10 protein-coding genes are annotated in these 12,784 nt (G+C 49.5%); 3 read left to right on the top strand and 7 right to left on the bottom strand.

From position 1 onward, the window contains the following. Positions 1-5: 5 nt before the first annotated feature. From CRO57_RS04070 to CRO57_RS04055, 4 genes are all read right to left on the bottom strand, one after another. Complete coding sequence (locus tag CRO57_RS04070) at positions 6-1,142, bottom strand: ABC transporter permease subunit (protein ID WP_170955942.1); 1,137 nt, start codon at positions 1,140-1,142, stop codon at positions 6-8. A gap of 32 nt (positions 1,143-1,174) precedes the next feature. Then, complete coding sequence (gene oppB / locus CRO57_RS04065) at positions 1,175-2,101, bottom strand: oligopeptide ABC transporter permease OppB (RefSeq protein WP_097152095.1); 927 nt, start codon at positions 2,099-2,101, stop codon at positions 1,175-1,177. A gap of 343 nt (positions 2,102-2,444) precedes the next feature. Further along, complete coding sequence (locus tag CRO57_RS04060; RefSeq protein ID WP_097152094.1) at positions 2,445-4,037, bottom strand: peptide ABC transporter substrate-binding protein; 1,593 nt, start codon at positions 4,035-4,037, stop codon at positions 2,445-2,447. 537 nt (positions 4,038-4,574) lie between these two features. Next, positions 4,575-4,886, bottom strand: a complete 312-nt coding sequence (locus CRO57_RS04055; RefSeq protein WP_097152093.1) for a hypothetical protein — start codon at positions 4,884-4,886, stop codon at positions 4,575-4,577. A gap of 368 nt (positions 4,887-5,254) precedes the next feature. Between CRO57_RS04055 and CRO57_RS04050 the strand changes: the two genes are divergently transcribed. The 3 genes from CRO57_RS04050 (at position 5,255) to CRO57_RS04040 (ending at position 10,489) form a co-directional block, all read left to right on the top strand. Next, positions 5,255-5,842: a PadR family transcriptional regulator gene (locus CRO57_RS04050; protein WP_097152092.1), complete on the top strand. Its 588-nt coding sequence runs from the start codon at positions 5,255-5,257 to the stop codon at positions 5,840-5,842. Positions 5,843-5,993: 151 nt separating this feature from the next. Next, positions 5,994-7,130 (top strand): efflux RND transporter periplasmic adaptor subunit, encoded by a 1,137-nt coding sequence (locus CRO57_RS04045; RefSeq protein ID WP_210200749.1) that lies wholly within the window; start codon positions 5,994-5,996, stop codon positions 7,128-7,130. Continuing rightward, positions 7,127-10,489 (top strand): efflux RND transporter permease subunit, encoded by a 3,363-nt coding sequence (locus tag CRO57_RS04040; RefSeq protein WP_097152091.1) that lies wholly within the window; start codon positions 7,127-7,129, stop codon positions 10,487-10,489. Before CRO57_RS04045 ends, CRO57_RS04040 begins: the two co-directional genes overlap by 4 nt. Positions 10,490-10,576: 87 nt before the next feature. Here the strand turns inward: CRO57_RS04040 and CRO57_RS04035 are convergent, their stop codons facing one another. The 3 genes from CRO57_RS04035 to CRO57_RS04025 all read right to left on the bottom strand — a co-directional run bounded on the left by CRO57_RS04035 (position 10,577) and on the right by CRO57_RS04025 (position 12,728). Further along, complete coding sequence (locus tag CRO57_RS04035) at positions 10,577-11,494, bottom strand: CDP-alcohol phosphatidyltransferase family protein (RefSeq protein ID WP_097153186.1); 918 nt, start codon at positions 11,492-11,494, stop codon at positions 10,577-10,579. A 103-nt stretch (positions 11,495-11,597) separates the two neighbouring features. Continuing rightward, a complete protein-coding gene (locus CRO57_RS04030) occupies positions 11,598-12,239 on the bottom strand; it encodes a gamma-glutamylcyclotransferase family protein (protein ID WP_097152090.1) in 642 nt (213 codons plus the stop codon). Between the two features lie 42 nt (positions 12,240-12,281). After that, on the bottom strand, positions 12,282-12,728 hold the full coding sequence (locus CRO57_RS04025; protein ID WP_170955941.1) for a GNAT family N-acetyltransferase: 447 nt from the start codon (positions 12,726-12,728) through the stop codon (positions 12,282-12,284). Positions 12,729-12,784: the final 56 nt, after the last annotated feature.

The raw sequence follows: 12,784 nt of genomic DNA, 5'->3' as shown, positions 1-12,784 counted from the left end.
CCCTTCTAGCGATCTTTTGGATCCAGAGCATCACGCAGGCCATCGCCGATAAAGTTCAGCGCAAAGAGCGTGGTGGTCAGGAAGATTGACGGGAACAGAAGCATCCAGCTTGCCCCTTGCAGGTTGCGAGCACCTTCCGAGATCAAAACACCCCAGGAGGTCATTGGCTCTTGCACGCCAAGCCCAAGGAAAGACAAGAAACTTTCCAGCAGGATGACCTTCGGAACCAGAAGCGTGACGAAAATCACAACTGGGCCCAAGGTATTCGGGATGATATGCCGTTTCAGGATACCACCGGTTCCGACCCCCATTGCCTCAGCCGCCAGCACATATTCCTGACGTTTGATTGACAGCGTCTGCCCTCGAACAATCCTTGCCATATCAAGCCATTCAACTGCACCTACGGCTATGAACATGAGTATGAAATTTCGCCCGAAGAAGACGACCAGCAAGATAACGAAGAAGATGAATGGCAGCGAATAGAGAACATCAACTACACGCATCATTATCAGATCAACCCGGCCACCGAAATAGCCGGACAATGAGCCATAAGTCACACCTATGAGCAAGGCAACACCGGAAGCCAGAAGACCAATCACGAGCGACACCCGCCCAGCTATCAGGGTACGGGTCATCAGATCGCGACCATTGGCATCGGTGCCAAAATAGAAATGCTTGCGGTCGATGTCTGCGATTAGTTTACCGCTTTGCTTGTCATCAGAGAAATCCTGCAGTTTGGCATTCTTGAACAAATCTGAACGATCAACATATTGCGCTGTACGCTCACGAATTTCTCTGCGGGAAGTGACTTCTGCAATCACCTGATCACCTTCGATTGCGACAGAGGTGATCGTCAGTCGCGCCCTTTTCAAGGCTTTTTCCAGGGCAGGTTCAATCGCCTCATTTCTTGGATAGGCGGTGAGAGAGGCCGGCACCTTCACATAGTTCCGGTAGACTGTATCGAAGCCATGCGGTGACAGCATGGGTCCAAAAAAGCTGGCAACGGAGATGATGAATAGAGCCACGAAGGAAGCCATCGCTGCCTTGTTGGCCTTCAGACGCGCCCATGCGTCGTCCCAAAGGGAACGACCGACCTGCGCTTCAACAAGCGTCTCGGTCAAAGCTCCTGCGGGAGTTTTCATTGTGTTTTTCATTGTATCACTCATGGCTGGCCTCAATCGTAACGAACACGAGGGTCGAGCCATGCATAAAGCAGGTCAACAATCAGGTTGAAAATCATGATGAAAACAGCAATCAAAATCACGGTACCCATCACAAGCGTATAATCACGATCCAGCGCACCTTGAACAAAGTAGCGACCGATACCTGGGATCTGATAGACGGTTTCGATGACTACCGAGCCAGTAAGCAATGCAGCGGCGGCAGGGCCGGCATAAGAGACCACCGGCAACAATGCGCCACGCAATGCATGCACAATGACAACCATCCAGCCGGGCAAACCATTTGCGCGTGCAGTGCGGATATGATGCGAATGCATCGCCTCAATCATCGATCCGCGTGTCAGACGAGCCACGATGGCAATCTGCGGCAGAGCAAGTGTGACGATTGGTAGAATTTTGTTTGGCCAGGCACCATCATTCCAGCCACCTACAGGCAGCCATCCAAGGGCAACGCCAAAGATCAACGTCAGTACTGGTGCAACCACGAAATTGGGGATGGTAATGCCCATGGTCGCGAAGGTCATGACAGTGTAATCGGGAGCTCGGTTCTGCTTGAGCGCAGCCATAATTCCCAGCGCACAACCAACGATCAAAGCCAAGAGCAGCGCATAACCACCCACTTCGGCGGAAATAGGCAAACCTTGCTCAATCAGGAGTTCGTTGACGCTAAAATCACGATAGAAGAAGCTGGGACCAAGATCACCTTGGAGAATATTACTCAAATATATGAGATATTGCTCCCAGAGCGACTTGTCGAGCTGGTAAATCTTGTTCAGGTTCTCCATCACCTTGGCCTCAAGTGGGCGCTCCAGATCGAACGGACCACCGGGGGCGACGCGGATCAGGAAGAAGGAGATGGTAACAATCAAAAATAATGTCGGAATTGCGGTTAGCAAGCGCTTGAGCACATAACGCAACATGCCGGTTTCCTCAGTTTTCTCTTATGCAGCTGGACATTGCCATTGGTGCTGAGTTGTGAGCTGATTTGCACCAGGTTGATCACTTGCTTTTCGCTCTGATCTGGCTTGCCTTCTGATTATCCCTGTTTTGCAAAGCAGAGATTGACCAAAGTCTTTTCCGAGATGTTATCAGCTACTAAATTTGCCCAACAGCGTGTGCATAAGGCCTGCCCTGACCACCCAAGTGACACCATGGAAACAACAGCATAAGCCATCGCTCTTTGCGGCACAGACTATGGATAGACTGGCATATGGTGGCTGCCCCATCTTGAGGGGCAGCCTTTATATTATTCGGGAATGATCCTTAGCCTTCTACGGACATCCAACGGGTCGGGTGCACGTTCAGCAGGTTATCTTTGAAGCCTTTGAGCTTCGGAGATACCAGGTTCATGGAGCCGTAATACATCAGAGGGATGAATGGCAGGTCGCGCATGAACAGAGTTTCCGCTTGCTTCAGGATTTCAGCACGTTCTTTGAGGTCAACGGTCTTGGCAGCTTTGTCCATCAGACCATCATATTCGGCATTGTTGTAGTTGGCATAGTTGAAGCCATCGTTGTCGGACTCAACCATGAACAAGAAGTTCTGAGGATCTGAATAGTCACCAATCCAGCCAGCACGGGCGACATCAAAGTCACCTTTATCACGCAAATGCGCATAGTGGGTTTTGGTATCGGTGTTCAGCATCTTAACCGTCACACCAATCGGCTTCCACATATCTGCAATCGCAACAGCAGTATTCTTGTGGTTCTCGGAAGTGTTGTAGCGAATTTCGATTTCCAGCGGATTGGCTTCAGAATAGCCAGCGTCTGCCAGAAGCTTCTTGGCTTCATCTTCACGATCCAGCTGATCCATGTCTTTATAGTCAGCAAATGCTGGCTCGCCATAGTTGCCGATTCCCGGTGGTACGAAGGAATAGCCTGCAACCATGGTATCGCCCCAGATGGACTCAGCCAGGAACTCACGGTCGATTGACATGGACAGAGCACGACGGACTTTAGGATCTTTCAGTTTATCCTTGTCTGCCTTCATCGCATAATAATAGGTACCCAGATATGGCGCGACACGGAACTGATCACCGATTTCCTTTTTCATGAAATCGACCTGCTCGGTTGGCGCATCATTGTTTGAATGCAATTCGCCAGCCTGAAAGCGACGCAGAGCAGCACCGCGGTCTTCGGTTGGATAGAAGAAGACGGTGTCGATCTTCACATTGGCCGCATCATGGAAATGCTTGTTCTTGGTCGCTTTCACATGGCTGTTTGGTACGAACTCAGCCAGAGTGAAGGCACCGTTGGTGACCATGTTGCCAGCACGAACAAAGTCGGAGCCATGCTTTTCAACAGATGCTTTGTGAACCGGAAGACCGGTCTGATGTGTCAGCAGTTCGAGGAAGTAGGGAGTTGCAGCTTCCAGAGTAATTTCAAGAGTTTTGTCGTCGATCGCCTTGACACCCAACTCTTCGACCTTTGCCTCACTCTTATTCACTTTTTCCGCATTTTTAATCGGATAAAGGATGTTGGCATATTTGGCACCGGTATCCGGGGTCATGATGCGGCGAAGGGAATAGACAAAGTCATTGGCGGTGACAGGATCACCATTGGACCATTTGCCATTGTCGCGCAGCTTGAAGGTGTAAACCATGCCGTCGTCGGAAACCGTCCAGTTTTCTGCCGCGCCAGGAATAGCTTTGCCATCTGCGCTATAGGACAGAAGACCTTCATAGAGGTCGCGTAGAATATGCGCCTCGTAAGTGGTGGATGTTTTATGCTGATCAAGGGTTTCAGGGTCTGCGGTATTGCCACGATGATAAACCACTTCGGCAGAAGCAGTTGCTGCCATCATTGGCAGAGCACAGACGCTAGCCAATAGGGCCGCAGCCAGAGTTTTCTTGAGCATTTTTCACCTCCAGATATGTTTTAATCTCGAAGCCCTGCCCCGTATGAATTCAAGGATTGGTCTACGCCAGAATTTGGCGCGCAAGCAGCCATGCTACAGACCCGGGGTGAGCTGGCACGAGCCTAGTAGGGATCGTTCAAAAGTAGCAAGCGCTTACCACAGCAAGAAGTTTCAAGAAACAAACAACTGTCAGCATATTGTTTTATTCATAAAAATTAACGCTTTAGATTCAAACCTATAATCAAAAGGATAAAAGTTGAGCTTATCAGCCATCTTTTGAGGTAGATCAAAATAATTTTTGACATATGTCAGCTATAAATATGGTTTTCCACCATATCACCGTTTTAGTGCAGGAATATTATCCCTAAAAATGCGATTTTTAGGATTAATTCATTCGTTGATTTAATTGAGTTGCTTCAATAAGCCATACGAATTCATTTTAATCATCTTTGAACAAATTCAGGATTGAGTATGAAAGCACTCAAGCTACAAGCATTTCTTGCTAGACAACCGAAAATGCTGTCGCTTGATCGCATTTTACCGATCCGGGTCGTCGCCCAAATCCTCACGCGGCAAACTCATAACAGCGACCCCCATGGTTACGCTGCATATTGTGATCAGCAAGCCAAAGAAAAGTAAAGCAAGTGGCACAATAGGATTCTCGCTATTGAGGATCAGCTCCTGCATACCAGCTGCATTGGTGAGTAAAATTCCAGCGCAAATCAGAATAGTGGTAAAGAGGCCTATCAGCCAATTAATGGCCAGTAAGCGAATAAGAGGATTTTTAAAAAGTCCCTTGATTCCCTTTTCCTGACGACGGTGCGGTGGCACTAGATTGGTGATTGGCACAGTCTGGCTCCATTCTTAGCTCTTTTCCCTCCAAATGATTGAATGACTATCCTTTTGCGGCTTCATTCCTCATCTGATGCAAATAGAAATTGGGAGGTCACGCGTTATTTTGAACTGCCTCTGACGACCATTGTCCGGCCTTACAGGTCGATTGGCAAGTCATGCTTTCGAGACCGTTTGCCGCATTCTTCCTTACGTAAAAACCACATCCACATTATATATATACTAGACATATATCGATCCGGCATATATATAAACGATATTATATCGATCCGGCATATACCTAAACTTAATATACGCCTTATAGAGAGGTACAAACAGGTAGTGCATACAAGCCCAAAACCAGCAATGGGCTATGGAGACCATACATGAATGTAAAAGGCCTATGTCTGGCAATTCTGTTCCGAGGTGACACAACGGGATATGACATTCGCAAAGCGTCAAGCGAGGGCGACTATAGCTATTTCGCAGAAGCCAGTTTCGGGTCAATTTATCCTGCACTGAACCGTCTGGAGGCAGAGGAATTGGTAACCTGCAGATTGGAACCTCAGGAAGGAAAACCAGCGCGCAAGGTCTATTCCATTACCGATGCCGGGCGTCAGGCTTTTTTGGAAGAATTGAGCCAGCCACCCAAACCTGATGTATTTCGTTCCGGATTTTTGCTCGTGGCAATTTATGCAAAATTGCTCGGCCCTAAAGTGATTGAGAAAGCGCTTGATCTGAGACTGGAGCAACTCAATGAAGAACTGAATTGCATGACAGAATGTAAGGATAAATGCTCACCTGATGAAACAAATTACGATCCACTGATTGCCGCTGCCGGAGAATGGACACGTCGCTATGGAGCACATGTAATAACGGCATCAATTGCCTATCTGAAAGAAAATCGCGCACAGCTTATGGCGATCGCCAATGGCGAACTGCCGATCGATTTATCTGGCAAGCTGGCTGTATAATTTCTATTTGGGCAGATATTTTCCCGCTTCTGCCTCCAATTTTTGGAGGCAATACCTATATGAACCGAAACGGCACCAAGCCGATTGCAATTATCAAAAGAGCATCCCTCCTTCCTTACAAGCTCTTTTGACTTTGAAGGATGATTGAACGATGGCGTTGCGAATAAAAGGCTCTTACGGGCTCGCTCTTCTATTCTCAGCTTGCATCACAGGATGGCTGGCAACTGGCACAATGGTTGTTTCCGGTCAGTCTGATGAAAATGGCGCACCACCTCCTGCGCTACGCGATACAGATCAACAAAAAGCTCTGACACGGGTTGCCGTGCAAGATTTCAAAGCACAGCAGCGAGATAACCTTCTGGTCATTCGCGGTCGCACCCAGGCGGATACCAAAGTTGTGGTTCGCTCCGAAACTGACGCGATTGTGCGCTCTCGCCCAATTTCCAAAGGGCAGCAAGTTCAAAAGGGTGACTTGTTATGCGAGTTGGACAAAGGATCTCGTCAGGCACGCCTTGCACAGGCCAAAGCAGCGCTGGCAAAAGCCGATTTTGATCTGAATGCAAAGGAACGGCTCAAGAAAAAGGGGTTTGCGACCACAGCTGAACTGACCGCGCTTCGTGCAAACCGTGATGCGGCCTTGGCGCAGGTCGAAGAAGCCACCCTAGAAATGGCACGCACCCATATTACCGCTCCCTTTGATGGCATTGTTCAGGGCCCACTGGCGGAAATTGGTGATCAGCTCAATCGTGGTGGCGCTTGTGCAACCGTGATGAACGCAGACCCAATGCTGATAATTGGTCAGGTGTCAGAGCGTGACATCCAACAAGTCAAATCTGGTTTGGAAGCTGATGTGACGCTTGTGACAGGTGAGTCCACCAAAGGTATGGTTCGCTATGTCTCCACCGCCAGCGATGTGGAAACCCGTACATTCCGCGTAGAAGTGGAAGTGTCCAATTCCGATCACTCCTTGCGCGATGGTGTAACCGCCACTGCCAATCTGCATCTACCTCAGAGTAGTGCCCATTTGATGAGTCCGGCTCATCTGACCTTGTCCGATGACGGCACGATCGGCGTTATGCGACTGGAAGGCAAAAAAGCAGCCTTCACCCCTCTCACCACTTTCACTAGCGCCAAAAATGGTGTCTGGGTTTCAGGCCTTCCTTCCGAGGTTACCTTGATCGTGGTTGGTCAGGAATATGTCAAAGATGGCCAATTGGTGGACGCCGTACCAGTAGCCGACTTCAATCGTAAAACTGCTGCTTCTCAAAGCGGAGATAGCCAATCATGAATGGTATCCTAGATACAATCCTGCGCGCCCGCAGGACCGTTCTGACCATGATGATCGTTCTGGTCGCCGCCGGGATCATGAGCTATATCACGATCCCAAAGGAGTCGGATCCGGACATCGACGTCCCGGTTTTCTACGTCTCCATCAGTCAGAATGGCATTTCACCAGAAGATTCCGCCCGCCTGCTTATTCGCCCCATGGAGAACAAGCTGCAAAGCCTTGATGGTTTAAAGGAAATGACCGCTGTCGCTTCCGAAGGCCATGCTGGTATCATTTTGGAATTCACCATCGACTTCGACAAGGACAAAGCTCTGGCCGATATTCGCGATAAGGTGGATCAGGCTCAGGCTGAATTGCCAACAGACGCAGATGAACCCACGATTTCCGAGACCAACTTCTCTTTGCAACCGACCATCTATGTCACCTTATCAGGTGAAGTGCCGGAACGCGCACTCTATCGTCATGCACGTCGCCTGAAAGATGAGTTGGAAGGTATTTCCACCGTTCTGGAAGCCAATCTCTCCGGTCATCGGGATGAATTGCTTGAGGTCGAAATCGATCTCATGCGCCTGGAATCCTACAATGTCACGCAGAACGAACTGATCTCCGCAGTTACACAGAACAACCAACTGGTTCCGGCCGGTTTTCTGGATAATGGACAGGGCCGTTTCAATGTCAAGGTTCCGGGCCTGATTGAAGATGCCAAGGATGTTTATTCCATCCCCATCAAACAAAATGGCGAAGGTGTGGTTACCCTTGGGGACATCGCCGACATCAAGCGTACTTTCAAGGATCCGACTGCCATTACGCGCGTGAATGGCCGTCCGGCTATTTCAATTGAAATCAAAAAGCGTCTTGGCACCAACATCATTGAAAACAATCAGGCGGTTCAAGAAGTTGTCAAAGCTGAGACCGCCAACTGGAATCCGGCTATAAGGGTCGATTTCATGCTGGACGAAGCCAAGCCGATCAATGAGGTTCTTGGTTCACTTCAGTCATCCATCCTGACAGCGATTGCGTTGGTGATGATGCTGGTTCTGGCAGCCCTTGGGTTCCGTTCAGCCTTGTTGATCGGTATCGCGATCCCAACTTCCTTCATGCTCGGCTTTCTGATCCTCTCCGGCATTGGCATGACGGTGAACATGATGGTCATGTTCGGCCTTGTTCTGACCGTGGGTATGTTGGTGGATGGCGCCATTGTGATTGTGGAATATGCCGATCGCAAAATTGCGGAAGGAATGGAGCGCAAGGAAGCCTATATTCGTGCAGCAAAGCTGATGTTCTGGCCGATCACATCCTCTACGGCAACAACCCTGGCAGCCTTCCTGCCGATGCTGCTGTGGCCAGGCGTCGCTGGTGAGTTCATGAGCTACTTGCCGATCATGGTCATTATCGTACTGTCAGCCGCTCTTTTGACCGCCATGGTCTTCCTGCCAGTAACCGGTGGTTTCATTGGTCGTAAAAAAGCATCTGAAGAAGAGATGGCCAATGCTGCGCACCTTTCAGGTGGAGAGCATTTTGATCCGAAAGAAGTCACGGGTCTGACTGGTATCTATGTACGCTTCCTTCATTGGCTGGTGAGACACCCGCTAGGTAACTTCCTGACCATTGGTGCCATACTTGGAGCTGGCTTTGTCATTGTTACCGCCTTCGGCCAAAACAGCAAAGGGGTCGAATTCTTTGTTGAGGAAGAACCGCGTCTTGCCACGGTCTTTGTTTCAGCCCGTGGCAACATGTCTGCTTTGGAAAGCCGTGCTCTGGTAAAACAGGTCGAAGATATCGTCCTCACCACACCCGGCGTCCGTGATGTGGTAACCACCTCCAATCCATCGGGAGCAAGCGGTGGTGGTTTCAATGCTCTTGGCTCCAATAACAAACCCAATGACACCATTGGCACCCTATCAATGGAGCTGAATGACTATGCCGTACGCCGCAAGGCAGATGCAATCTTTGCAGATATTCGTGAAAGAGCAGCTCTCATTCCGGGTATCCGCACGGAAATTCAGAAGGTTCAGGGCGGCCCTCCGACCGGTAAAGACATCACGTTGCAGGTCACGTCAAACAGCTATGATCGCGTCATGGAGACCACTGCAATTGTGCGCAAGCGCTTTGATCAGATTGACGGCTTGATAGAGCAAGAGGATGATCGCCCTCTGCCCGGCATTGAACTTGAACTGGATATCGATCGCGAGGAAGCTGGTCGTTACAATGCTGCCATCGCTCCGGTCGGTGCCATGGTTCAGCTCGTGACCAACGGAGTGATGATCGGCAAATATCGCCCGGATGATACAGAAGATGAAGTAGAAATCCGTGTACGCTTGCCCCAGGAACAGCGCAATCTGGATCAGTTGAACCAGCTGAAACTGATCACGCCGAATGGTCAGGTTCCAATCAGCAATTTCATCAAGATCGAACCAAAGCAGAAAGTCTCTTCCATCACCCGTCGTGATGGCTTCTTCGCCATGAATGTGAAAGCCACTGTGGTGAAGGATAACGGTGTCACTGTCGATGACAAAGTGAAGGAAGTACAGGCTTGGTTGGATAGCCAAACATGGCCAGCAGATGTCATCTTCAAATTCCGCGGTGCGGATGAGGATCAGAAAGAGTCTGGCGAATTCTTGATGAAGGCGGCGGTTGGTGCCCTCTTCATCATGGCGATGATCCTGATCACCCAGTTCAACAGCTTCTATCAGACTTTTCTGACCCTTTCGACGGTGATCCTGTCAGTCTTTGGAGTACTTTTGGGCATGATGATCACAGGCCAGAAATTCTCCATCATCATGACAGGGACTGGTGTGGTGGCTCTTGCCGGAATTGTGGTGAACAACGCCATTGTGTTGATCGATACGTATAATCGATTCCGCCACGATGGCATCGAACCGGTTGAGGCGATTGTCAAAACAGCCGCTCAACGTATCCGTCCGATCTTGCTCACGACGATTACCACCATTGCGGGTCTGATACCGATGGCAACACAGGTGAACTTCAATTTCTTTGAACGTGTCATCTCAGTTGGCGGTATCACGGCAACATGGTGGGTTCAGTTGTCAACAGCTGTGATTTCCGGTTTGGCCTTCTCGACCATCCTGACCCTGGTGCTCATTCCGGTGTTGCTGGCTATGCCATCTGTCACCCTGCTGCCAGCAGGTCGCTGGGTTCTGGGGCTATTCACCGGTCTCAGAAAACAACGTGGCTCTGGTGTTCCGATTGCCGGATCTGCAGGTGTGGCAGGAGGTGCAACAGCATCAGCTATGGCGCAGCCAGCAGCAGCTGATGTTGTGGCGTTGCAGCCCAAAGCAAAAACGAGTGCGAACAAGCCTGCGCCAAACGACATCGACTACGCCAATGCTGCAGAATAGCTGAACTGGCTCAATCAGAACTGAAAAAGGGCGATGCTGATAATCAGCATCGCCCTTTTTTGTTTTAAAAGCACATAGTACTCATCACTACTTCTTATTGCTGTCTGTCTCTTCAAAATCCTCACCAAAATTGACATCACCAAACTCAGCTTCTGCGCTGTCACCCATTGCGCGGTTGGCTCTGTGCCAGGCACGACGCGCTAGAGGAATGGAGATCAAATAACCAAGTGAGATCAGAGTGAGTGTCACCCATGGATATGAGAAGAAAAGCGCAACGCAGGCAATGACACCGACAAAAAGAGGTAAAACACGATCCCTTGGAATACGCACACCGATGGTCTTGCCTGAATAAGTTGGGATAGAGGAAACCACGAGCATTGCAACAAACAATGTATAAGCCAGCACCAAGGGGGCCATTTCGCTATATTTAGGCAATCCTACCTGTTCCAGATAAAGTGGCAGTAACACCAACATTGCCCCTGCCGGAGCCGGTACCCCCACAAAGAAGTCTTTCTGCCAAGCAGGTTTATTCTTGTCATCCAATGCCACATTGAAGCGCGCTAGCCGCAACACCATGGACATGGCGAAAAGCAGGGACGCAATCCAGCCAAAGCTTGGAATCTCCTTCAGGATCCAAACATGGAGCATCAAGGCTGGTGCAACACCAAAATTCACAAAATCGGTTAGCGAGTCCAGTTCCGCTCCAAAGCGCGAGGACCCTTTCAACAAGCGCGCGATACGGCCATCCAGACCGTCCAGCAAGGCAGCTGCCAGAATTGCGTAGAGAGCAAGCTCGAACCGGCCTTCAATCGCCATGCGAACGCCAGTAAGGCCAGCGCAGAGCGCCATTAATGTCACCAGATTGGGTGCAATCACCCGAAACGGAACACCTTTGATGCCCCGCTGCTTGGGATTATCGGCCTCTTCATGTTCATCAGCAGCTTTCCCTTCGGGATCGAACGACTGAAAGGGATTGGTAAGGCCGTTCTCTTCTTTTTCATCCATTGCCATAAATATCCTTGGCTGGAGCCCACAATTCAATGGCTCCCAAATCTGTCTGATCTTCTATCCGGAGATCAGTGTCTGGCTTTCATCAAAAATAGTGTGCCTAAGTCACAAGGGCAACCGGTTGCCCGCCAACCTTTTGCAATAACTGATCGAAAAGTTGCTCTTCACTTGCATTGAGGAGCACCGGACGAGGATAAATTGGGTTATGCCGATCTTGCAATATAGGCACCCTCCATCCATCGGTCTCGCTTATGAACCGCTCAAGTCCGGCGTGACCGAACTTATCCAGAAACCCTTGCATCACCGCGTCAATATAGGATTGAAGAACTGGAAAGGCCCCTTCTGCCCAATGGGTATAATGAGGTTGGCCAATATAGATATAAGCTTCTACGCCTGCCGGAATATCGAAATTACAATCGAAATCCGCCAAATCCAGCGACAAACGATCATAATTGGCTTCGCGTTTGTCTACCTGTGGCAGATGGTCCTTGTGATCGAAGACCAAAAGACCATCGCAATAGGCATTGTCATCCCGGTCAACGGAAAGAGCAGTCACTCCCTCATTCCCCGGCTGACCAGTGTCACCATAACCAGATCGCATTCGCCATTGACGACGAAAGCCTTTCAGTCGACCTGACAAACCAAAGCTCTCCAGATTGCGAGTTCGGTCATTGACCAATGATCCATAACCAAAATACGCTACCCATTGATCGGGATTGTCGAGAATTTTCTTGATTGGCAATATCTTGCCCCATGCGGAAGGAAAACGAGTGGAAGGGTCTTATCAAAAACGACAGAGCATTTCCAGCCTTGGCAGATGGCGTTTTAGCATTGGATCAAAAACAGAGATACTACGGGTTTCTGAAAAACCGTTTTTTTCATAAAAAGCCTGAGCACGCCTATTATTTGCCAGCAATTTCAGTGCCAGACCAGTTTGGTGATTTTGGCGGCATTTATCCAGCGCATCCTGTATCAAAGGGGTTGCAATACCCTGCCCCTGCCATTGAGGGGCCACCCATAGATCGGATAGATATCCATTTTTACCTAAACTGGTTTGCAGGGCATAGAAACCAACGACCTGGCCGCCAAGATCTGCACAAAAGAGATAACTGGCACATCCTGTCGAGTCATCTGAATTCTTTTGGCGATCGTCCCAAAAATGCGCGCTGATAAAATCGTCGAATAACTTCTCGATCTCAATGAGTTCTTCAGAGCATAAATCATCCAGCAAAGGCGCAATTCCTGATATCCAAGCGGTTAGGCCGATTTGCACCAAAGCGCTCCTGT

Source organism: Cohaesibacter gelatinilyticus (assembly GCF_900215605.1).
Taxonomy (GTDB): domain Bacteria; phylum Pseudomonadota; class Alphaproteobacteria; order Rhizobiales; family Cohaesibacteraceae; genus Cohaesibacter; species Cohaesibacter gelatinilyticus.
Note: the sequence above shows the minus strand (reverse complement) of the source record. Positions and strands in the feature narration are given on the sequence as shown.